Origin of the sequence: Pseudomonas sp. BAV 4579 (assembly GCF_009765395.1) — a bacterium.
Classification (GTDB): domain Bacteria; phylum Pseudomonadota; class Gammaproteobacteria; order Pseudomonadales; family Pseudomonadaceae; genus Chryseomonas; species Chryseomonas aestiva.
On record NZ_WHOV01000077.1, the window covers coordinates 1 to 21131 of the forward strand.

Annotated in this window: 19 protein-coding genes; 9 read left to right on the forward strand and 10 right to left on the reverse strand. The window is 67.2% G+C overall.

All coding sequences use genetic code 11. The features are described from left to right. Nucleotides 1-123: 123 nt before the first annotated feature. The 4 genes from GSQ95_RS15885 to ptsP form a co-directional block, all read right to left on the reverse strand. Nucleotides 124-1479, reverse strand: a complete 1356-nt coding sequence (locus tag GSQ95_RS15885; RefSeq protein ID WP_158894054.1) for a chloride channel protein — start codon at nt 1477-1479, stop codon at nt 124-126. A gap of 73 nt (nt 1480-1552) precedes the next feature. Then, nucleotides 1553-3310 carry a PTS fructose-like transporter subunit IIB gene (locus GSQ95_RS15890; RefSeq protein ID WP_158894056.1) on the reverse strand — a complete coding sequence of 586 codons (1758 nt, stop codon included), beginning with the start codon at nt 3308-3310 and terminating at the stop codon, nt 1553-1555. Continuing rightward, nucleotides 3307-4275, reverse strand: a complete 969-nt coding sequence (gene pfkB / locus GSQ95_RS15895) for a 1-phosphofructokinase (RefSeq protein WP_158894058.1) — start codon at nt 4273-4275, stop codon at nt 3307-3309. The genes GSQ95_RS15890 and pfkB overlap by 4 nt, the downstream gene beginning before the upstream one ends. Next, nucleotides 4272-7154 carry a phosphoenolpyruvate--protein phosphotransferase gene (gene ptsP / locus GSQ95_RS15900; RefSeq protein ID WP_158894060.1) on the reverse strand — a complete coding sequence of 961 codons (2883 nt, stop codon included), beginning with the start codon at nt 7152-7154 and terminating at the stop codon, nt 4272-4274. Before ptsP ends, pfkB begins: the two co-directional genes overlap by 4 nt. A 281-nt stretch (nt 7155-7435) precedes the next feature. Here ptsP and cra point away from each other — a divergent pair, with 281 nt between their 5' ends. Together cra and GSQ95_RS15910 are read left to right on the forward strand one after the other, a co-directional pair. Further along, on the forward strand, nt 7436-8428 hold the full coding sequence (cra, locus tag GSQ95_RS15905; RefSeq protein ID WP_158894062.1) for a catabolite repressor/activator: 993 nt from the start codon (nt 7436-7438) through the stop codon (nt 8426-8428). After that, nucleotides 8425-9222, forward strand: coding sequence for a TatD family hydrolase (locus tag GSQ95_RS15910; RefSeq protein ID WP_158894064.1), 798 nt, complete (start codon nt 8425-8427; stop codon nt 9220-9222). Before cra ends, GSQ95_RS15910 begins: the two co-directional genes overlap by 4 nt. Here the strand turns inward: GSQ95_RS15910 and ampD are convergent. Continuing rightward, nucleotides 9219-9779, reverse strand: coding sequence for a 1,6-anhydro-N-acetylmuramyl-L-alanine amidase AmpD (gene ampD, locus GSQ95_RS15915; RefSeq protein WP_158894066.1), 561 nt, complete (start codon nt 9777-9779; stop codon nt 9219-9221). The genes GSQ95_RS15910 and ampD overlap by 4 nt on opposite strands. After that, entirely contained in the window at nt 9779-10255 is a 477-nt protein-coding gene (locus GSQ95_RS15920) for an FAD/FMN-containing dehydrogenase (protein WP_133862524.1), read from the reverse strand. The genes ampD and GSQ95_RS15920 overlap by 1 nt, the downstream gene beginning before the upstream one ends. A gap of 83 nt (nt 10256-10338) precedes the next feature. On the opposite strand from GSQ95_RS15920, the gene GSQ95_RS15925 reads away from it, so the two are divergent. Then, nucleotides 10339-10818, forward strand: coding sequence for an MOSC domain-containing protein (locus tag GSQ95_RS15925; RefSeq protein ID WP_158894068.1), 480 nt, complete (start codon nt 10339-10341; stop codon nt 10816-10818). A 257-nt stretch (nt 10819-11075) separates the two neighbouring features. Continuing rightward, nucleotides 11076-12368, forward strand: coding sequence for an NAD(P)/FAD-dependent oxidoreductase (locus GSQ95_RS15930; protein ID WP_158894070.1), 1293 nt, complete (start codon nt 11076-11078; stop codon nt 12366-12368). A gap of 67 nt (nt 12369-12435) precedes the next feature. On the opposite strand, the gene GSQ95_RS15935 is transcribed toward GSQ95_RS15930, so the two are convergent. After that, the gene (locus tag GSQ95_RS15935) at nt 12436-14622 is read right to left on the reverse strand and encodes a DUF1631 domain-containing protein (RefSeq protein WP_158894072.1); all 2187 of its coding nucleotides are present in this window, start codon (nt 14620-14622) and stop codon (nt 12436-12438) included. A gap of 285 nt (nt 14623-14907) precedes the next feature. Here GSQ95_RS15935 and nadC point away from each other — a divergent pair, with 285 nt between their 5' ends. Next, nucleotides 14908-15756: a carboxylating nicotinate-nucleotide diphosphorylase gene (gene nadC / locus GSQ95_RS15940; protein WP_158894075.1), complete on the forward strand. Its 849-nt coding sequence runs from the start codon at nt 14908-14910 to the stop codon at nt 15754-15756. A gap of 118 nt (nt 15757-15874) precedes the next feature. After that, nucleotides 15875-16096: a hypothetical protein gene (locus GSQ95_RS15945; RefSeq protein ID WP_133862529.1), complete on the forward strand. Its 222-nt coding sequence runs from the start codon at nt 15875-15877 to the stop codon at nt 16094-16096. Here the strand turns inward: GSQ95_RS15945 and GSQ95_RS15950 are convergent. Together GSQ95_RS15950 and purU are read right to left on the reverse strand one after the other, a co-directional pair. Beyond that, on the reverse strand, nt 16084-16293 hold the full coding sequence (locus tag GSQ95_RS15950) for a hypothetical protein (protein ID WP_158894076.1): 210 nt from the start codon (nt 16291-16293) through the stop codon (nt 16084-16086). The two genes, GSQ95_RS15945 and GSQ95_RS15950, sit on opposite strands and share 13 nt — an antisense overlap. Nucleotides 16294-16306: 13 nt before the next feature. Beyond that, entirely contained in the window at nt 16307-17158 is an 852-nt protein-coding gene (gene purU / locus GSQ95_RS15955; RefSeq protein WP_133862531.1) for a formyltetrahydrofolate deformylase, read from the reverse strand. A 298-nt stretch (nt 17159-17456) separates the two neighbouring features. Between purU and mvaT the strand changes: the two genes are divergently transcribed. Beyond that, nucleotides 17457-17840 carry a histone-like nucleoid-structuring protein MvaT gene (gene mvaT, locus GSQ95_RS15960; protein ID WP_158894078.1) on the forward strand — a complete coding sequence of 128 codons (384 nt, stop codon included), beginning with the start codon at nt 17457-17459 and terminating at the stop codon, nt 17838-17840. Between the two features lie 243 nt (nt 17841-18083). Here the strand turns inward: mvaT and sbcB are convergent, their stop codons facing one another. Then, complete coding sequence (gene sbcB / locus GSQ95_RS15965; RefSeq protein ID WP_158894080.1) at nt 18084-19529, reverse strand: exodeoxyribonuclease I; 1446 nt, start codon at nt 19527-19529, stop codon at nt 18084-18086. 108 nt (nt 19530-19637) lie between these two features. On the opposite strand from sbcB, the gene GSQ95_RS15970 reads away from it, so the two are divergent. Beyond that, nucleotides 19638-20840: a DUF4350 domain-containing protein gene (locus tag GSQ95_RS15970; protein ID WP_256664609.1), complete on the forward strand. Its 1203-nt coding sequence runs from the start codon at nt 19638-19640 to the stop codon at nt 20838-20840. Beyond that, on the forward strand, nt 20837-21131 hold a 295-nt coding region (locus tag GSQ95_RS15975; RefSeq protein ID WP_158973849.1), incomplete at its 3' end, for a MoxR family ATPase. The genes GSQ95_RS15970 and GSQ95_RS15975, both read left to right, overlap by 4 nt.

The following is a 21131-nucleotide window of genomic DNA, read 5'->3' on the forward strand; positions in this document are numbered from 1 at the left end:
CGCCGAGCGACGGTCAGGCGAGGCGAAAAACGCTGAGGAAGCGGAGTTTACGAGTGGCAAATGAGCATTCCGAAGTGTTTTTCAACGAAGCATCACCAAGCGCAGGCATTTTTCGTACAGAGTCTAGTCGCGGCGGGGCGTGAGGGCGTTCAGTACCTGCTGCGACAGCGCATGGTAGAGCGGCACCGGCATCAGCCAGCCGGAGACAGCGGCGGCCAGCAGACAGGCCGCCAGCACCGGCAGCGCCATGTCCGGGCTGTGGGCCAGCTCCAGGGTGATGACGGTGGCGGTCAGCGGGGTACGGGTGACGCCGGCAAGGTAGGCGGCCAGGCCCAACAGGGCGCATTGCGGCAGGCTGATGCCCGGCAGCCAGTCGACCAGCCAGGGGCCCAGCGCCGCCCCCACCGCCAGCGAGGGCGAGAACAGGCCACCTGGCACCCCGGCCAGGTAGGAGACGACGTTGGCGAGGAATTTCCACAGCAGGAAGTCGCCCCCGGTCACCGGCTCGCCGGCCAGGATGGCATGGGTCTCGGCATAGCCAGTGCCGAACACATGCTGGCCGGAAAGCAACCCCAGCGCCGCCAGCACCAGTCCGCAGCCGGCGGCGAAAGCCACCGGACGCCGCCCCCGCAGGGCGTTCAGGCGTCCCAGCCAGCCCCGGTCGGTGGGCAGCACCAGGCGGCCGTAGCAACCGCCCAGCAGTCCGCCGACGACGCCGATCACCGCCACGCCGATCCAGCCCAGGCCCCAGGTCAGGTGCAGATCCAGGGCGCCGAGATAGCTGTAGGGGCCGACGATACCCAGGGTGACGATGCCGCCGAGCAGCACGGCGGTCAGCACCAGGCCACTGAAGCGCTGCTCGAAGGTGTGGGTGAGTTCCTCGATGGCGAAGACCACCCCGCCCAGGGGCGTGTTGAAGGCGGCGGCGATCCCGGCGGCGCCGCCGGCGAGGATGAGTCCGGACAGGGTGCGGCGGCCATGCAGGCCGAGGCGCTTGCCGAAGCCATAGAGCAGCGCGGCGCCCACGTACACCGTAGGTCCTTCGCGGCCCACCGAGCCGCCCACCAGCAGGGCACCGGCGGTGAGCAGCAGCTTGGCCAGGGCGATGGGTGGCGCCAGCAGCCGGGCACGCAGATCCGCTTCGGGTCTTTCGAGGGTGGCGATGACCTGGGGAATGCCGCTGCCACAGGCATCGCGTAACACGCCTTGTGTCAACCAGACCAGTCCGGCGAAGCCGAGCTGCGTCACCAGCCAGGGCCAGATCGCACTGTGCCTTAGCATTTTCTGGAAGAGGCCGAAGGAGGCGTCGGCCAGCCAGGCGAAGGCCAGACCGGCCAACCCTACCAGCACCGCGCCGACCCAGAAGGCGATGCGCTGGCGCCACTCGCGCAGCCGACGGCGCCGGCGATGGCGCAGCAGATGCAGCCGACGCCGGGCGGCGACTTCGGGATCGGTATCGGGAAAGACGGGATCGGACATGGAGAAGAGGACACCAGGAAGCGAGAGCCTCCCAGTGTAACCTCTTGTTACAGCGGTATCTTCAGGGCCCTGATCAGGCCGCGGGGACCAGCTCGGTGGCGGCTTCGTTGCGCTTGAGCACCGCGTAGATGACCCCGGTCACCAGACTGCCGGCGGCGATGGCGCCCAGGTACAGCCAGGCGTGGCTGATGGCGTTGGGGATCAGCAGCACGAAGAGGCCACCGTGGGGCGCCATCAGCTTGCAGTTGAACAGCATCACCAGGGCGCCGGTCAGGGCGCCGCCGATGACGCTGGCCGGGATCACCCGCAGCGGATCCTTGGCGGCGAAGGGAATCGCCCCCTCAGAGATGAAGCACAGCCCCAGCACCGAGGCCGCCTTGCCGGCCTCGCGCTCGCTCTGGGCGAACTTGTGCCGCGCCAGCAGGGTGGCGATGCCCATGCCGATGGGCGGCACCATGCCGGCCGCCATGGTGGCGGCCATGGGTCCGTAGGTCTTGGACGCCAGCAGGCCGACGGTGAAGGCATAGGCGGCCTTGTTGATCGGGCCGCCGAAGTCGATGCACATCATGGCGCCGAGGATCAGGCCGAGCAGCACGGCATTGCTGGTGCCGAGATTGTTGAGGAAGTCGGTGAGTCGACTCAGGGCGCCGGCCACCGGGGTGCCGACCAGATAGATCATCACCAGGCCGACGATGAGGCTGGCGAACAGCGGGATGATCAGGATCGGCTTGAGCGCCTCGACGCTGGCCGGCAGCTTGACGTGCTGGGCGATGGCCTTGGCCACGTAGCCCGCCAGGAAGCCGGCGATGATGCCGCCGATGAAGCCGCTGCCCAGACTGGCGGCCAGCCAGCCACCGATCATGCCGGGCGCGAGACCCGGACGGTCGGCGATGGAATAGGCGATGTAGCCGGCCAGCACCGGGACCATCAGCTTGAACGCCGACTCACCGCCGATCTGCATCAGGGCCGCGGCCAGGGTGCCCTGCTCCTTGAAGGCCTCGATGCCGAAGACGAAGGACAGGGCGATCAGCAGGCCGCCCGCCACCACCATCGGCAGCATGTAGGACACCCCGGTGAGCAGGTGCTTGTACACACCCGCGCCTTCCTTCTTGGCCGGCTTGGCGCCCTCGCCCGCGGCTGGCGCAGCGCTGCCGGCCAGGGTCTCGCCCTCGGCCAGCGCCTTCTTGATCGTCGCCTCGGGTTGCTTGAGGGCGACCCCGGTGCCGCAGCGATAGACGCGCTTGCCGGCGAAGCGCTCGACATTGACCTCGATATCGGTGGCCAGCAGCACCACGTCGGCCTCGCGAATGGCCTCGGCCGGCAGCGGATTGCGCGCCCCTACCGAGCCCTGGGTCTCCAGGTGCAGGCGATAGCCGAGCTTCTTGGCCGCGTTCTGCAGCGCCTCGGCCGCCATGAAGGTGTGGGCGACACCCGTCGGGCAGGCGGTGATGGCCACCAGCCGCGGCGTCTCGCTGGCACTGGCCGGTACGCTCGGCGCAGCGCCACTGGTCGCCGGGGCCTGTTCCAGCACCTTGGCCTCGCTGGCGGCGCGTTGCAGGAAGGCATCGACGTCGCGCAGGGCTTCGGCCGGAGCGGCGCGGTAGACACGCTTGCCGACGAAGCGGGACAGGTCGACCGCGCCGGTATGGACCACCACCACCAGTTCGGCGCGCGCCACCTGGTCGTCGGTCAGCAGGGTGGCCTCGGGGCCGTCGTGGATCTCGACGCTGGTGGTCCAGCCACGGCGCTGGGCGGCGGCGTCCAGCAGGCGCGCGCTGAGCACGCTGGTGACCATGCCGGTCAGGCAGGTCGTGACGATGGCGATGTTCATGGGTTTACCCCTGATTCTTGTTCTAGCGGAAAGTCGGGAAGGACGCGTACCCGCACCTGGTCTTCGAAGGTGGAGAGTTGCGCGGGATCGTTGATGCCGAAGCCGATCTGAGTGACCGCCAGGGCCGCGATGGCGGTGGCCGTGGTCAGGGTGCGTTCCGGCGACTGGCCGGTGAGCAGACCGTGCAGCATGCCGGCCAGCAGGGAATCCCCCGCCCCGACGGTGCTCGCCACGGTGACCTTGGGCGGCTGCGCCTCCAGGGTCTGCTGACCGTACCAGCGCACGCCGTCGGCGCCCTGGGAGATCACCAGATGCTCGATGCCGAGGGCGCGCAGTTGCTCGACCAGCAGCGCCTGCTCGGTGGCGGTCTCGGCGGGTGCACCACAGGCTTCGGCCAATTCTTCGGTATTGGGCTTGATCAGCCAGGGACCGGCGGCCAGGGCGGCGCGCAGGGCGGCGCCACTGGTGTCCAGGGCCACCGGCAGGCCCAGCGACTTGAGCCGACCGACCAGCGCGGCCAGCCACTCGGGGGTCACCCCGCGCGGCAGGCTGCCGGCCACCACCACGGCGTCGTGGCCAGGGGCCAGGCGATCGAGGGTTTCGAGCAACTCCTGCTGGGCGGCGGCGGACACTTCCGGGCCGGGTCCGTTGATGTCGGTGATGCGCCCGGCGGCCTCGGCCAGCTTGAGGTTGCTGCGGGTTTCGCCGGCGACCCGGACGAAGGCATCGGTGAAGCCGCGGCGGGCGAACAGGGCCTCGAAGGCGGCCGCGTTGGCGGCACCGAGAAAGCCGCTCACCGTCAGCTCATGGCCGAGATCGGCCAGCACCTGGGCGACATTGATGCCCTTGCCGGCGGCATGGACGATCACCGCCTCGCTGCGATTCACCGCGCCGGGCTTGAGCTCCGGCAACTGGACGGTGAGGTCCAGCGCCGGATTGAGGGTCAGGGTGAGGATACGGCTCATCGCAGGGCCTCCACGCTCTGTCGCACTTCCGCGGCAGTGGCCAGTTCCAGGGCGCGGGCGGCGCAGGACTGCACCCGGCGCAGCTCCAGTTCGCGCACCCGGGCCTTGACCAGCGGCACGCTGCGGGCCGAGACCGACAGCTCGTCCACGCCCAGGCCGACCAGTACCGGTACCGCCAGCGGATCGGCCGCCAGCTCGCCGCAGACGCCCACCCACTTGCCGTGGGCATGGGCGGCGCGCACCGTCATGTCGATCAGGCGCAGCACGCTAGGGTGCAGGCCATCGGCCTCGCCGGACAGCAGCGGGTGGCCGCGGTCGATGGCCAGGGTGTATTGCGTCAGGTCATTGGTACCGACGCTGAAGAAGTCCACTTCCGGAGCCAGCACCGGGGCCAGCAGCGCGGCCGAAGGCACCTCGATCATGATGCCGACCTGCAGGTCGGTGGTGGGAATCTCCAGGCGCAGGCGGTCGAGGATGTCACGCGCCTGGCGCCACTCCTCGACCCGGCCGATCATGGGGAACATGATCCGCAGCGGCCGGCCGTCGGCGGCCTTGAGCAGGGCACGCAACTGGGTTTCCAGCAGTTCCGGGCGGCGCAGCGTCAGGCGGATGCCGCGGATGCCGAGGAAGGGGTTCTCTTCCGGTGGCAGCGGCAGATAAGGCAGTGGCTTGTCGCCACCGACGTCCAGGGTGCGCACCACCAGCGGCTTGCCGGCCAGGCCATCGAGGGCGCGGCGGTATTCCGCTTCCTGGGTGGCCTCGTCGGGCGCGCTGTCGTGGCTCATGAACACCAGTTCGGTCCGCAGCAGGCCGACGGCTTCGGCGCCCTGCTCCACCGCGGCGGCGGCCTGGGCGGTATCGCCCAGGTTCACGGCGATCTCGACCTGGTGGCCGTCACGGGTGGTGGCGCTTTCGAAACGGCGCGCTTCGGCGGCGCGGCGGCGCTCGGCCTGGACCTCGCGCTCACGCTGCACGGCCTCGATGCGACGGGCATCCGGGGCGATTTCCAGGGTGCCCTTGTCGCCATCCAGCAGCAGCACGCTGCGCGGCGCCAGGTCCAGCACGCGGCGACCGGCGCCGACGATGGCCGGAATGCCCAGGGCGCGGGCGACGATGGCGCTGTGGGAGCTGGCGCCGCCACGGGCGGTGAGGATACCGCAGACGCGCTCGCGGTCCAGCCGCGCCACATCGCCCGGGCCCACCTCGTCCATCACCAGCACATAGGGTTCTTCAGGCTCGCGGGCCGATTCGACACCGCACAGCTGGGCCAGTACCCGCCGACCGACGTCGCGCAGGTCGGCGGCGCGCTCGGCGAGCAGTTTGTCCTGCAGGGCTTCCTGCTGGCTGGCGGCTTCCTCGATCTGGGCATCCCAGGCCGCGGCGGCACTGGCGTTGGCCTTGAGGCGGGCGGCGATGCCCTGCTGCAGATCCGGGTCTTCCAGCATCTCCAGGTGAGTCAGGAAGATCTCGCGCAGGGCGCTGGCCTCGCTGCGCGCGATGAGCGCCTCGATATCGGCGCGTACCGCCGCCAGGGCCGCATCCAGGCGCTGGCGTTCGGCGGCGGCGCCTGCGCCGGTGGCGGGATAGTCGAAGTGCTGGGGTGCCACCACATGGGCCGGGCCCACGGCCAGGCCGGGGGCGGCGGCCACGGCCTGGGCGCGATCGCCCGGGGCCAGCGGCAGTTGTTCGGACGGGTCCACCAGGCTGATGGCGGTGACCCGGGCAGCCCCGGCCGGAGCTGGGGCGCTGGCGGTGACCGGTTCCACTTCCTCACCGAGACCGGCCTGGACGGCACCGATCAGATCGTTGAGCGCGGCCGCGGCCGGGGTGCCAGGCTCGACGAGGAATTCCAGGGTCTGGCCGCGACGGGCCCCCAGCGCCAGCAGCCGCGACAGACTCTTGGCCGAGACCGGGGCGCCGTGGTCGACGCGCACGCGGATCTCGCCGTCATAAGCCTTGGCCAGCCGCGCCAGCTCCTTGGCCGGACGGGCGTGCAGGCCATGGGCATTGGCCAGCACCACCTGGGCACTGGGCCAGTCCGGGGCGACTTCGCCGCCCAGGGCTTCGAGCACGGCACGCCGCGAGGTGGCCTGGGCCAGCTCCTGGCCACGGCCGGCGACGAGCAGATCGCAGAGGCGTTCGAGCAGGGCGCGATGGCCCTCGCCCAGGCTGGCCAGGCAGAACAGGCCGCGCACCGGTTGGTCCTGCACCTGCAGGGTCTGCAACGGGGTGACGAAAGCCAGGCCGGGGCGCTTGACCGCGGTCTCGCTGTTCAGCCACCAGAGGCCGTCGCCCAGCGGCAGCGGCTGGCTGGCCTGCAGGGCACCGGCAAAACCGGCCCCCACGCATTCCATATGCTTGAGCATGCGCGCACCCTGCCAGGCCAGGTCTTCCAGGTCCTCGGCATCGATGGCCAGCTGCACCAGTTCTTCGTCCAGCGCCAGCGCCTGGGGCGCGCCCTGCAGCAAGTCGAGGATCTGCTGGGGTTCGCGGGCCTCGCGCAGGGCCTGTTGCAGGTCGCTTTCACCCAGGGCCCGGGTCAGCAGCTGCAGGATGCGCAGGTGTTCGTCGGATTTGGCGGCGATGGCGATGGCCAGGTAGGTCAGTTGACCATCACCCCAGTCCACCCCATGCGGGAACTGCATCATCCGCACGCCGGTGACGAACACCTGGTCGCGGGTCTGAGGCGTACCATGGGGAATGGCGATACCCTGGCCGAGGTAGGTGGAGCCCTGGGCCTCGCGGGCCTTGAGCCCTTCGAGATAACCCGGGGCGACCAGACCGTCGGTCACCAGGGACTCGGCGAGCATGGCCAGGGCGGTCGCCTTGTCCGGCGCCTGCTGGGCCATGCGGATATGCTGGGCATTGAGTTCGAACATGGAAGGATACCTCCGGCGCCGCGCGCCTGATCCTGGCGCCGTGCCTTTCTTGTAATAGATGCTTGCCGGCTCGCTCAGCCCTGCAATCGCGTCGGGAGCGGCGTGGCAGGGCCCTTGGCAGATTCGTGCCAGCCGTCGGACAACAGAAAGCTGAAACGTTTCACCCAATGGGACTGGAACGTTACTCGATAATCGCCGATCCTTGAAGCACAACACACAATAAAGACCGTCTCGCCAGCGCCGTACAGCGCCAGGCCATTCAGGTCCCATGAGGAACAGGCGTGAAACTCAGCGACATCGCCCAATTGGCCGGCGTATCCCTTACCACCGCCAGCTACGTCATCAACGGCAAGGCGGCGCAAAGACGCATCAGCGCGGCGACCGTGGCGCGGGTCATGGCCGTGGTCGAAGCCCACGGCTACCAGCCCGACCAGCGCGCCGCCGGCCTGCGCCGCGGTGCCACCCACACCCTGGGCTTTCTGCTGCCCGACCTGGAGAATCCCAGCTACGCGCGCCTGGCCAAGCAGCTGGAACGCCGGGCACGGGCACGTGGCTATCAGCTGCTGATCGCCTGCACCGACGACAATCCCGACAGCGAACGCCAGCTGATCGCGCTGTTCCGCGCGCGCCGCTGCGACGGCCTGTTCACCGCCAGCAGCCTGGCCGAGGACGACGCCCCGTACCGCCAGCTGCAGGAACACAACATCCCGATCATAGCCATCGATCGCCAGCTCGATCCGGCGCAATTCTGCTCGGTGGTCAGCGACGACCACACCGCCGGCCGGCAACTGGCGGCCACGCTGCTGACACCGGACACCCACAGCATCGCGCTGATCGGCGCCCGTCCCGACCTGGCCATCAGCCGCGCCCGCGCCGCCGGCTTCGCCGCGGCCCTCGCCGATCACCCGGCGCGCCACTGGGAGCGGCATGCGCCCCACTACAGCCGGGAAGGTGGTCGTGCCCAGGCGCTGGCCATGATCGAAGAACTCGGCCACTGGCCCGAGGCGCTGCTGACCACCTCCTATGTCCTGCTGCAGGGCGTGCTGGACGTGCTGCGCGATCATCCCCTGGCCGCAGGGGACACCCTGCGCCTGGCCACCTTTGGCGACACCCAGTTGCTGGACTACCTGCCGTTCAAGGTCAACGCCATCTCCCAGCAGCACGAGGTCATCACCGAACGCGCCCTGGAATTGATGCTGGACGCCCTGGAAAACGACCACTATCTGCCCGGTGTGCAGGCCATCCCGAGGGTACTCAAACGCCGCCTGCCATGAGCCTGCTGATCGATACCCACAACCATCTGGACTACCCGGACTTCGACGCCGCGCGACCGGGCCTGCTGGCCGAATGCGCGCGACTCGGGGTGATCCGCCAGGTGCTGATCGGCGTCGAGCGCAGCCAGTGGCCGCAACTCTGGCGGGTTGCCACGGAGAACGCCGGCCTCCATGCGGCGCCCGGCCTGCACCCGCTGTACCTGCAGCGCCATCAGGAGGCCGATATCGAGGCGCTCCGGACCTTTTGCCTGGAACGCCGGAGCGATCCCCGCCTCTGCGCCCTGGGCGAGATCGGTCTGGACTATTTCATCGAGGCGCCGGACAAGACGCGCCAGGCCTGGTTCTTCGAACAGCAGGTGCGCCTGGCCATGGAGCTGGACCTGCCGGTGCTGCTGCATGTGCGCCGCGCCCATGCCGATGTGGTCAGAATCCTGAAGCGTCTCAAGCCACCCCGAGCCGGCATCGCCCACGCCTTTTCCGGTAGCTTCGAGGAAGCTCGCGAATACCTGCGCCTGGGTTTCAGGATCGGCCTGGGCGGCGCGCCCACCTGGCCGCAGGCGAAAAGACTGCAGCGGGTACTGCCACAGTTGCCGCTGGAAGGCATCGTGCTGGAGACCGATGCGCCCGACATGCCACCCGCCATGCATCCGGACGTGCGCAACAGCCCTACCCATCTGCCGGCCATCTGCGCCGCCCTGGCGCCGCTGTGGCAGGTTTCAGCCGAGACGCTCGCCACCGTTACCACCCGCAATGCCTGCGCGGTGTTCGGCTGGGACGCGGACCGGCTGGCCTAGACGTCGCCGTCCTGCAACTCGGCGTGCAGACGCTGCCAGTCGAACGCCGGCCCCGGATCGGTCTTGCGCCCCGGGGCGATAGCGCTGTGGCCCTGGATGCGCTCGGCGCTGATCGCCGGATAGGCGCGCTGCAGCGCCCGCGTCAGCCGCCCCAGGGCAAGATACTGGGCGTCGGTGTAGGCCAGATCGTCCGTGCCTTCCAGTTCGATGCCCAGGGAGAAGTCGTTGCAGTTCTCACGCCCGTCGAAGCAGGAGATGCCGGCATGCCAGGCGCGCTGCTCGCAGGAGACGAACTGGGTCACCGCCCCGTCGCGCTCGATGAGAAAGTGCGCCGCCACCTTCAGTTCGGCGATCTCCGCGAAGAAGGGATGGGCCGAATGATCCAGGCAATTCTGGAAGAACGCCTGGACGCAGCCGGTACCGAATTGCCCGGGCGGCAGACTGATGTTGTGGATCACCAGAAGGGACACCACCGTCCCCGCCGGGCGTTCGTTATGGTAGGGCGAAGGACAGCGGCGCGCCTCGCGATACCAGCCCTCGACGAACGCCCGCTCCATCAGCGGGCCTTGGCCTTGAGCGCGTCGCGCAGCGCGGTGGCGTCGCTGAATTCGCGCTGGCTGACGAAGCGGCCATGATCGAGGGTCACCCAGAGCACCTTGTCGGCAGCGCCCGGAAAGCGTGGCACGATCCGCGATTCGCGATCGAGCAGGATTCGGTAGCCATACTTGCGCATGGCCGGTACGGCGAACATCCGCGTGATGGCCGCCGGCATGCTGCTGATATCGGCGATGTAGGCCACCCGGCTGCCGTCGATATAGTTGGCCGGCTGCTCGCGCATGGCTTCCTTGACCAGGCCGGAGCCGCTCATGCTGCGCGCCACCAGCAGGACCTGCAGCTGGTCGTCGAAGGTATAGGGCTGGTCACGCTGATCGAGCAGGGTAAAGGGCGCCACCCGCTCGCCGGGTTCGAGTGCCAGGGCGGTCAGGGGCAGCAGCAGACACGACAGCAACAACGCCAGAACTCCAGCGCGCATGGCATCCTCTCTTGAAAGGTCTATCGAGGCCGCTATCCTGCCCTACCGCTCGAATTGGCACCACCATCGCGTCGAGGAGCCCCATGATCCCGCTCAAAGAACTGCTCGCCCAGGTCCCCCAGTCCGGTGAGGTGCGCTGGATCGGCGTGCGACCCGCCTCCCGCGCGCCCATGGTCGAGATCGAGGCCGTGGAAGCCCGGCGTGACGCGGGCCTGACCGGCGATCACGCCCGCCCTACCCCGCGCAACCAGCGCCAGGTCACCCTCATCCAGTGGGAACACCTGCCAGTGGTGGCCGCGCTGATCGGCAGGACGGTCGCACCCGCCGATCTGCGCCGCAATCTGGCCATCGCCGGGATCAATCTGTTCAGCCTGAAGAACCGGCGCTTTCGCATCGGCCAGGCGATCCTGGAGACCACGGGCTGGTGCCAGCCCTGCGCGCGCCTGGAAGAACGCCTGGCCCCGGGGACCTTCCAGGCCATGCGCGGCCATGGCGGCCTCACGACCCGGGTGCTGGAAAGCGGCATCATCCGCCTGGGCGATCGGGTGGAGGTCCTGGATTGACCCCAGTTTCTCCAGGGTCGAATGGCCGGGTCAGCCCGGTTAAACTAGCGCTACCTCTCGTCGCCGTAGACATCCTTGCCAGAGCAGATGCACGCCGCCTCCCTTGAAAGTCACGACTTTTCGCCCATCTTCTCTGCTAGATGGCGCAACTATCGCGCGTTGCGACGACCCCCAGATTTCCACCGACCCGGGACTGCGCCCGTTTGCGGCGACGCGCCCGGTCCGGCCTCCGCTTTCCTTCTCCATGAGTGCTCTCCATGACCCATCGTATCGTTATCGTCGGCGGCGGCGCCGGCGGCCTGGAACTGGCTACCCGCCTGGGACGTAGTCTCGGCAAGCGCGACCAGGCGCAGATCGTGCTGATCGACGCCAACGCCACCCACCTGTGGAAACCGCTACTGCACGAGGTGGCCGCCGGCTCGCTCAATTCCACCGAGGACGAACTCAGCTATGTTGCCCAGGCCAAGTGGAACCACTTCGAATTCCAGCTCGGCCGCATGACCGGCCTGGATCGCGAGCGCCGCAAGGTGCAGCTGGCCGCGATCGAGGACGACGGCGCCGTCCTGGTCCCGGAACGGGAGATCGGCTACGACTCCCTGGTGCTGGCCATCGGCAGTACCACCAACGACTTCGGTACGCCAGGCGCTGCGGAAAACTGCATCTTCCTCGACACCCGTGCCCAGGCCGAACGCTTCCACCGCAAGCTGCTGACCCACTACCTGCGCGCCCACGTCAGCGAGCAGCCGGGTGAATACATCGAGGTGGCCATTGTCGGCGCCGGTGCTACCGGCGTGGAATTGGCGGCCGAATTGCGCAACGCCGCCGAAGAGTTGCAGGCCTACGGCATGGACCGCATCCGGCCCGAAGACCTGCGCATCACCCTCGTCGAGGCCGGTCCACGCATCCTGCCCGCGCTGCCCGAGCGGATCGCCGGCCAGGCGCACCGCACCCTGGAGAAACTCGGCGTACGGGTGCTGACCGGTTCGGCGGTCAAGGAAGTCCGCGCCGACGGCCTGCAGACCGCGGGCGAATTCGTTCCGGCCAGTCTCAAGGTCTGGGCCGCCGGTATCCGCGCCCCGGCCTTTCTCAAGGACCTGGCGGGCCTCGAGACCAATCGCATCAACCAGCTGGTGGTCAACTCGACGCTGCAGACCACCCGCGACCCGAACGCCTTCGCCCTCGGCGACTGCGCGGCCTGCCCGCTGACTCCCGGCGACACCCACACCGTGCCGCCGCGCGCCCAGTCCGCCCACCAGCAGGCCTCCCTGCTGGTCAAGACCTTCAAGGCGCGCCTGGAAGGCAAGCCGCTGCCCGACTATGTCTACAAGGACTACGGCTCGCTGATCTCGCTGTCGCGCTTCAGCGCGGTGGGCAACCTCATGGGCGGCGCCCTCGGCAGCCTGACCCTGGAAGGCTGGCTGGCGCGGACCTTCTATGTGTCACTCTACCGGATGCACCAGGTCGCCCTCTATGGCCCGCTGCGTGCCCTGGCGCTGTTTGCCGGCGATCACCTGAGACGCAAGACCGAGCCGCGCCTGAAGCTGCACTAGGCCCCTGGTCTGGGCATGAAAAAAGCCGTCCCCAGGGACGGCTTTTTTCATGCCTTGCGCACAGCACTCAGGACGGCGACTGACCCCGCAGATTGCCGATCACCGAGGTCATGGCCCGGTCGAACAGCAGGGCATCGTCCAGCAGCCGTACCCGACCCTCCTGGTAATCCAGCGCCAGTTCCTCGCGGGTCCGGTCCAGCACCTTCATGCCGGTGCGATTGACGAACACGAGGCGGCCCATGGGGCGAATGACCGCGGCCAGCTTGCAGCGCAGCTTCTGCTCGACATCCTGGATTTCCAACCAGGCGCCCACCGAGAGGACATCCACCCATTCCAGGGAGTCGCTGGTCAGTCCGGTGATCCGCTCAGCCGCGCGCGGCAGCTCGAAGGGCTCGTCGACAGGCACCGCTGCCGGCACCACAACCGCCGTATCCACAGCCGCACCCGCCAGTTCGGGACGGGTCTGCTGAAAGGTCTGGACATGCAGGGACTCGAGCTCGGTGAAGAATTCGGAGGTGGAAAAGGGATCGAAGGCCGCGCTGGCCAGGCCTTCCCGCAGGGCCTTGAGCAGGCCGGGCACCATTTCCAGCAGGCGCTGGCGCGATGCGACGTCGTGGTGCGGCTGGATGCTCCAGATCAGATCATCCATGGTCTTGAGCGCTGCGCGCCATTCGCTGGAATCATAGCCCTGCTTCAGGCAGGTCAGCAGCAGTACCTGGCTCCAGGCCTCGCGCAGGACACGTTGCACGGCAGCGGGCAACGGGTGCTCCTGCAGGCGCTGGCTGAGAACGTGCTCGACCTGCAAGCGAGCGATCTCGGCGCGCGCCCGGCCTTCCTCGGCATCACGGGTACGCTGTTCGAGCAGTTCACTGCGCCGCTGCTCGTCGCTGACATAGGCCATGAAGTCGGACAGCAGCTCGGCGAAGATCTCCGGATCGTCGACGAAGTCGGACAGCAGGCGCTGCACGATCTGCTCGATCTTCTGGTACAGGCCGTCGCGCTGCAGATCGCTCTGCTCGCCCCAGCCCAGGGAAGCAGCAGCGATTTCGTTGAGCAGGCGCCGGGCCGGATGGCTGCCACGGCTGAAAAAAGTCTTGTCGAGGACCGCCACCTTGAGCATGGGAATCTGCAGGCGAGCGATCAGTGCCTTGAGCGAATCCGGCAGGGTGAGGTCGTCGAGAATGAATTCGAACAGCATCGCCACCAGGTTGATGACGTCTTCGTCGACCTGCCCCACCACGCGCTTTCGACCCGAGCGCTCGCTGATGCGACCCAGGGCCTCACCCAGTTGCGCCTTGAGGTCGTAGCCATCCAGGGACTGACTGGAAATCTGCTGCTGCAGGTGGGACAGCAGGCGCATGAGGTCATAGCTGGTGATGACCTGGCCATCAGCGGTCGCGGCGCCTTGGTCCGCGGCCATGGCGCCACCCAGGGTCGCACTGGTCGGCGTCCGCAGCTGGGCCAGCAGGCTCTGCAGGGTGCCGAAGAGTTCCTGGCCATCGTCTTCGCTGTTGACGTGAGCCGGGGTGCGCCCGCTGTAGCCCTTGGCCGAGCGGCTCGGCACCTGCTGGGGGATGGCCTTGAGCTGGGGCAGTACGCCCGCCTCGACCAGCTGACGATTGGATTCCGCATACAGCTGACCCAACCCGTTGAGCACGAAGCGCTCGAACAGCTTGTAGATGATCAGCTTGACCTTGATGTCGGTGTCGAGATCACGACAGGCTTCGACGAAGGCCTCGCACAGGCGGCGCGGCCCCAGCGGATGGGTCGAGTCGTCCAGCTTGCTCGACAACTGGGTATTGAACCTGATGGTCAGGTGGCTGATGGCCATGGCGTTGTTGCTGAGGGCCTTGGCCACCATGGTGTCCACAGCCACGCTCTCTTCCAGCGCATCGTTCTGCACCAGGCTGAGGTCTTCGTAGGAGACACTGTCCAGGCGCATCTCCGGCTTGCTGCCAACCAGGTTGTTCAGCGCGGCGAAACGCTCGAAATACTGCTGGAGAAAGCTGCGCTCGATGCTCTTGCGGCGCAGACGCAGGTCGCGCATCGCTTCGAAGTAGAGGCTTTGTTCCTGGTTGCTGCCGGCCCGATCGGCCATTTCAAACAGCGCATCGTCGGCGTTGTCGAACAGCTGTTGCAAGGACGCATTGAGTCGCTGAGCGGCGCGATCCCTGACCGGTAAAAGCACTGCGGGCAATCGGGAAGAAGACTCCCCGAGCGCCTTGAAATGAACTACGTTTACGTCGTTCTGCACCACCGCCTCCCACAACCGTTCTTGCGTTCGGCTGAATCGCGTTCCACTACAGGAGCATTGAACAACGTTGGCCGCCCTGGCCGCGAGGTGAAACGTTGTCGATGTGCCATTATTTGCTTTGCCAAGGCATCGACCAATCGACATCTGCACAGTACATGACAGGGTTCACAAGGCACCTGTCAGTCAGCGCCTGCCCTTCAAATAATTCGAAGTTGTCTATCTCAGATCGTCAACCTCCCCTAAAGTTGCCCGCTCGCCTCCCGCAGCCCTTCTCGGAGTCTTTTCATGTCCAGCGCTACCCCTGCCGATCTCGCCCAGGTCATCACTGACAATGTCGCCGCCGCACTGCGCGAAGACGTCGGCAGTGGTGACCTCACGGCCGGTCTGATCCCCGCTCAGCAGCACGCCCGGGCGCGGATCATCACCCGCGACGCCGCGGTGGTGGCGGGCACGGCCTGGGTCGACGAGGTGTTCCGCGTGCTGGATCCCGCGGTGGAGGTCCGTTGGCAGGTGGCCGATGGCGAGCGGGTCGCAGCGGACCAGGTGCTGTTCGAACTCGCGGGCCCCGCGCGCGCCCTGCTCACCGGCGAGCGCAGCGCGCTGAATTTCCTGCAACTGCTGTCCGGCACCGCCACCCGCTGCCGCCACTATGCCGACCTGGTGCAGGACACCGCCGTAAGGCTGCTGGATACTCGCAAGACCCTGCCCGGCCTGCGCCGTGCGCAGAAATACGCGGTCACCTGCGGCGGCTGCTACAACCATAGAATCGGGCTGTTCGACGCCTTCCTGATCAAGGAAAACCACATCGCTGCCTGTGGCGGCATCGCCCAGGCCGTGGCCGCCGCCCGGCAACTGGCGCCGGGGCGCCCGGTGGAGGTCGAGGTGGAAAGCCTGCAGGAGCTGGAACAGGCCCTGAGCGCCGGCGCGGACATCGTCATGCTGGACGAGCTGAGTCTGGCCGACATGCGCACGGCGGTGGCCCTGACCGCGGGCCGGGCCAAGCTGGAAGCCTCGGGCGGCGTCAACCAGGACACCCTGCTCGGCATCGCCGAGACCGGTGTCGACTACATCTCCATCGGCACCCTGACCAAGGACGTCAAGGCCGTCGACCTATCCATGCGCATCCTGAACTGAGCGGGATAGGCAAAGCGCCTCGCGGCGGCTAGACTCCGCAGCCGCGCCTCTTGCGCACCGGCTTCGAGCGGTCCTGACGACCGCTCGCCTCTCGCGACACTCGAACAAGATCGAACCCGTGACCAAAGATCAACTTCGCGCTGAACTGGAACGCCAGGCCCAGCGCTATCAGGATGTCTACGGTGGCGAAATCGTCACCTACGCCGCGCAACCCAAACCCGACCGCAAGCCCTGGAAGAAACGGCCGACCGTGCAGGACGAGGTATTCGCCTCGGAAGTACGCAAGATCGCCGATCTCAAGGCCAAAGCCAGCGACGAGTCCATCACTCAGGACACCTGAGGCGAGTCTTCAGACCCGCTGTCCGGAGCGTCCGCCACGCCGTCTTCGTCGCCTTGGCGTGCCTGCAGCTGCCGCCAGAGCGCCGCGGCGGCAGTGAAGTCGGCGCCGCCTTCGAGCGTCATCGCCTGCAGGTCGTAGCGGGCCAGGCAACCTTCGCCCAGACGGGGTGGCTGCTCCGCGGTACCGGGAGCAGTCACCGGGGAGTCACTGTCAGTCGAAGATGACGGTCTTGTTGCCATGGACCATGACCCGCTCTTGCAGGTGGTATCTCAGACCGCGGGACAGCACCATCTTCTCGACGTCCTTGCCCAGCCGCACCATGTCCTCGACATTGTCCCGGTGGCTGACGCGCTCCACGTCCTGCTCGATGATCGGACCGGCATCCAGCTCTTCGGTCACGTAGTGGCAGGTGGCGCCGATCAGCTTGACGCCGCGCAGCGACGCCTGGTGGTAGGGCTTGGCGCCGACGAAGGACGGCAGGAAGCTGTGGTGGATGTTGATCACCTGGTGGGCATAGCGCGCGCAGAGATCCGGCGGCAGGATCTGCATGTAGCGCGCCAGGACCACGGTATCGGCCTGATGCAGATCGATCAGCCGCGATACCTCGTCGAAGGCCGGCTGCTTGTTGGCGGGATCGACCGGCACGTGGAAGAAGGGAATGCCGTGCCACTCGACCATGCTGCGCAGGGTGTCGTGGTTGGAGATGACGCAGGGGATCTCGCAGTCCAGCTCGCCGCTGTGCCAGCGGTGCAGCAGGTCGGCCAGGCAGTGGGATTCGCGACTGGCCATGAGCACCACGCGCTTGCGCTGGGCCGAATCGGTGATCCGCCACTGCATGGAGAATTCCCGCGCGATGGGCGCGAAGGCCTGACTGAAGCCGGCCAGATCGAAGGGCAGTGAATCGGCGCGGATCTCATGGCGCATGAAGAACCAGCCACTCTCCGTATCCGAGTGATGACTCGCTTCGGTAATCCAGCCGTTGTAGGTCGCCAGGAAGTTGCTGACCTTGGCCACGATACCTACCCCGTCCGGACAGGCGATCACCAGACGAAACGTTTGCATAGCACAACCTCGAACGAAAAGGGGCTGCATTCTAGGCGCAGTCGCCTGCAGCGTCGAGCGGTGCAAGGCGCCACGGCGTGCGCCTGTACGGCTGGGGTAAAGACTTTGCAAAGGACAAGTAAGGTCCGACAAGTTCCATTGCCGCCCTGCTGAAAGTTGCGCGCCTTTACCAACATCTTTGTTGCGACGGACGCCACTTTAATTATCGGACTGTCAGGCGGACAGTTTACTTATTCCAATAGCCAATCTATGATCGATGCAGTATTTCATTCTGCATCACTCAGAACAAAGGCCGTTTATGTCGCTCATCAACGAATACCGTCAGACCGAAGAAGCCATCAAGGAATTGCAGGAGCGCCTGAAGTCGCTGCAAGAGGACGACAAACTGCAGCGCGAACTGGAATTCGAGAAGAAACTCCGCGCGCTGATGGGTGAGTATCAGAAATCCCTGCGTGACATCATCGGCATTCTCGATACCGAAGCCAAGCCCGCTCGCCAGACCCGTACGCCCAAGGCCAGCAGTGGCAGTACGCCCAAGCGCGCCCGCAAAGTTAAGCAATACAAGAATCCGCACAATGGCGAAGTGATTGAAACCAAGGGCGGCAATCACAAGACGCTGAAAGAGTGGAAAGCCAAGTGGGGTTCGGACGACGTCGAGTCCTGGGTAACCCTGCTGGACTGATCAGAAAAACGCCGGCTAGCCGGCGTTTTTTTTGCCTGCACGGCAAAGGGTGGCGCAACCGACCAACCCTGAACGCCGACTGCCAACTTCAGCACTCCACTGATGCGACCGTTCGCCGCGTCTTTCATATTGTCCAAGCAACATCTTTCTCAGCTGAAGCTGCAGTCCTTGGCCTCGGCACCTTTGGCTATGCACGTCTTTTCTGTTAGCAGACGTCTCTAACGACCTTTGTTGTTCGCGACTTCAGGCAACCGAATTATCCAACCGCTGCATCAACGCCCGAACATGGGCGGACCAGGCTTCGAGAACAGGGATCTGCTCGCTGGCTACCTCAGGCTGCAGTTGTTCGGCCAGGGTAATGAACTGCGTGCAGGTCATATGGCCTTGACCCTCTTCACCCAGCAGGCGCTGCCGGCAGAATTGTCGCCAGCGCGCCGCCTCTTCCGCGGTCAGCAACTCGGGAAAGTTGCGCGCACGATAGCGAAAGAACAGTTCTGGATGTCGCTCGTCCTGAAAGGGCCACGGCCGGCTGCCAAGTTGCTCTGCCGGACACCGCTGAACTTGTTCGCAGAGTTGCCGTTCTTCGGCGGCAATGAAACCGTCGTACAGTCTCTCTTCGGCATCCTGTTCCTGGCTGGCCAAACCGGAGGTCTCGGCATAGAGCGCCTGCACCTTGGGTTGCCAGGTCGCACGCTGGTCGAGCAATTGGCGGGCGCGGCGCCAGACGGCGGCCTGATCGAATTGCAGCCGCTCCGTGTCCGCAGGGCGCAAGACGCTGAAGGGCGCCAGAATCGGACATTTGTTGATCTGTACCAGCTTCAACGGCACCGGTAGGTCACCCTCGGCCAGCGCCTCCCGCCGGGTATAGAGGCGTTCGCGCAGGGTCTCGACATCCAGTTCCAGCAGCGGCTCCGGCGCCAGGCCGAGATCGCAGACGATCAGCGCGTTGCGATTGACCGGATGCCAGGCCAGCGGCAGCACGGGTGCGAGGAAATGTCGCTCGGCGCTGAAGCGTCCGGAGACGTGCAACAGGGGTTCGAGCAGACGGATGCGCGCCAGCGCCGCCTTTTTCTGGCGCTGCGTCCAGAGATAGTCATAGAGCCTTGGCTGCCGCTGCTTGACCAGCCGCGCCAGGGCCAGGGTCGCGCGAACATCCGCCAGGGCGTCGTGGGCCTGGGCGTGCTCGATGCCGTTGGCGACAGTCAGGCGATCCAGGCGCAGGGAGACGCGCTCAGCGTCCTGCGGCCAGTTCAGGCTTTCCGGGCGGAAGGCATAGAGCGCCCGGATCAGGCCGAGCACATCCCAGCGACTGTTGCCCTGCTGCCATTCGCGGGCATAGGGATCGTGGAAGTTGCGGTACAGGCTGTGCCGTGCCATTTCGTCGTCGAATCTCAGGTTGTTGTAGCCGACCGCGCAGGTGTTGGGCCGCCGCAACTCCTCGTGGAGGCGCTGGACGAAGTCGCGCTCGCGCAGCCCCAGCCGCTGCAGGGTGGCCGGCAGGATACCGGTGACCAGGCAGGCCGCGGGATGGGGCAGGACATCCTCGCTCAGCCGACAGTGCAGGTTGAGCGGCGCCTCGATTTCGTTGAGTTCCAGATCGGTACGCACCCCGGCCACCTGCAGCGGTCGATCCCGCCGTGGATCGATCCCCGTGGTCTCGAAGTCGTACCAGAAGATACTTTGCGTCACATCGCCCTCCCCTAGAATCGGCGCAGTCTAGCATCGTCGTGCGCCTTGCTCCCGAACGCCCGCACCCGCTAGGCTCTGGCGCCTGTCTACCGCGTAATCTCCCTGCCCATGCGTTCAGTCGATCGGCTCTCCCTTCGCTCCAGGTGCCGAGGTATCGGCGTACGCCTGGGCGCCGCCGTCTGGGCGTTGACCCTGTCCCTGGCCTGCCTCGCGCAGCAGGAGCCGCTGTCCTGTCCCCTGCCGCCGCAGTCCGACAGCGGCCCGGGCAGCCTGCGCCTGACCCATCAGGGACTCGACAGCCGGACGGCGCGGCAGACCGCCACCCAACTCGCCGCCGCCACGCACAGCGCCGCTCCCCAGGCGCTGGCCGCGGCCTACCTGCAGCATTTCGGCAGCCGGGTGCAGCACGGCCAAGCCGAGCAACTCGCCGAGCTGCCGGCCGGAGACGTCAGGTTCTGGCTGGCCGGCAATCCACCCCTGGCGGAGGCTCAGGCGCAGACGCTGCTGGACTGGGTCGAGGCGGGCGGCCATCTGGTGGCCGTCGCCGATGACAGCACTCTGGCGCTCAGCGCGACCCTGGGCGTTCGTCCCATGCCGACCCGCGAGCTGGGGGGTGCCGCCCCTCCCATCATGGCGCTGCCGCTCTGGCCCAACCTGACCCAGCTCTATCTCGCCGAGGACGACGCCCCCGCCTACCTCGCTTTCGACGACAGCCGCCATCTGTTCGATGTCGGTGATCAGGCGGTAGCCTGGGCCAGCAGCGCCAGCGCTACCCATATGCTGATGCTGCCCTGGGGCGACGGCAGCGTGACCCTGTTGTCGGACACCGATCTCTGGAGCAACGCCCACCTCGCCCAGTACGACAATGCCTGGCTGCTGTGGTACCTCACCCAGGGCGCGCCGGTGACCCTGATCGCCCCGGCGCCACCGCTCCCCCTGTGGCTGGACGCCTTGCAACGCTATGGCCTGGCCCTGCTGCTCCTGACGCTGGCGGCGGGTCTCTGGCTGAGACGCCGCCAGGACCATCCGGCGCCCCGGCCTGACACCAGACGCTGGCCCGAACTGATCGCCACCCTGCAGCGCGATATCCAGCGCGAGGTGCACCGCCGTCGCCCCGAACTCACCGATCAGACCGTGGCCGAGCGCTGGCAATACCTGGCGCGCCTGAGCGGCCTGAGTACCCGTGTGGTGGGCGAGGCGATGCGGCCCAGCCCGGCACGCCTCTCCCCCCGCGACTTCACCCGCCGCATCGTCCAGCTGCGCCTGTTGCGCCTGGCCGTGCGCCCCCCCGTTTCCGAGGACTTCCGATGACCGACAGCCCTGCTCCTGACGCCACCCCGGCGGACTCCGGCGAAAGCGGCGTCAAGGCCCGCGCCCTGGCCCGGCTGCAGGCCCTGCGACAGGCGCTGCTCAAGGTGCTGCCGCAGCAGGAGGCCGCCGTGGACGGTCTGCTCGCCACCCTGCTGGCCGGCGGTCACCTGCTATTGGAAGGCCCGACCGGCTCCGGCAAGACGCTGCTGGTTCGCGCCCTGGCCGCCAGCCTGGACGCCGGCTTCGCCCGGCTGCAGTGCCATCCCGGCCTGACCGCTGCCGAGGTGGCCG

Bases quoted from the DNA above. Each gene is read 5' to 3' on its own strand.
- GSQ95_RS15885 (WP_158894054.1), bottom strand. From the start codon at position 1,479: ATGTCCGATCCCGTCTTTCCCGATACCGATCCCGAAGTCGCCGCCCGG.
- GSQ95_RS15890 (WP_158894056.1), bottom strand. From the start codon at position 3,310: ATGAACATCGCCATCGTCACGACCTGCCTGACCGGCATGGTCACCAGC.
- pfkB (WP_158894058.1), bottom strand. From the start codon at position 4,275: ATGAGCCGTATCCTCACCCTGACCCTCAATCCGGCGCTGGACCTCACC.
- ptsP (WP_158894060.1), bottom strand. From the start codon at position 7,154: ATGTTCGAACTCAATGCCCAGCATATCCGCATGGCCCAGCAGGCGCCG.
- GSQ95_RS15910 (WP_158894064.1), top strand. From the start codon at position 8,425: ATGAGCCTGCTGATCGATACCCACAACCATCTGGACTACCCGGACTTC.
- ampD (WP_158894066.1), bottom strand. From the start codon at position 9,779: ATGGAGCGGGCGTTCGTCGAGGGCTGGTATCGCGAGGCGCGCCGCTGT.
- GSQ95_RS15920 (WP_133862524.1), bottom strand. From the start codon at position 10,255: ATGCGCGCTGGAGTTCTGGCGTTGTTGCTGTCGTGTCTGCTGCTGCCC.
- GSQ95_RS15925 (WP_158894068.1), top strand. From the start codon at position 10,339: ATGATCCCGCTCAAAGAACTGCTCGCCCAGGTCCCCCAGTCCGGTGAG.
- GSQ95_RS15930 (WP_158894070.1), top strand. From the start codon at position 11,076: ATGACCCATCGTATCGTTATCGTCGGCGGCGGCGCCGGCGGCCTGGAA.
- nadC (WP_158894075.1), top strand. From the start codon at position 14,908: ATGTCCAGCGCTACCCCTGCCGATCTCGCCCAGGTCATCACTGACAAT.
- purU (WP_133862531.1), bottom strand. From the start codon at position 17,158: ATGCAAACGTTTCGTCTGGTGATCGCCTGTCCGGACGGGGTAGGTATC.
- mvaT (WP_158894078.1), top strand. From the start codon at position 17,457: ATGTCGCTCATCAACGAATACCGTCAGACCGAAGAAGCCATCAAGGAA.
- GSQ95_RS15970 (WP_256664609.1), top strand. From the start codon at position 19,638: ATGCGTTCAGTCGATCGGCTCTCCCTTCGCTCCAGGTGCCGAGGTATC.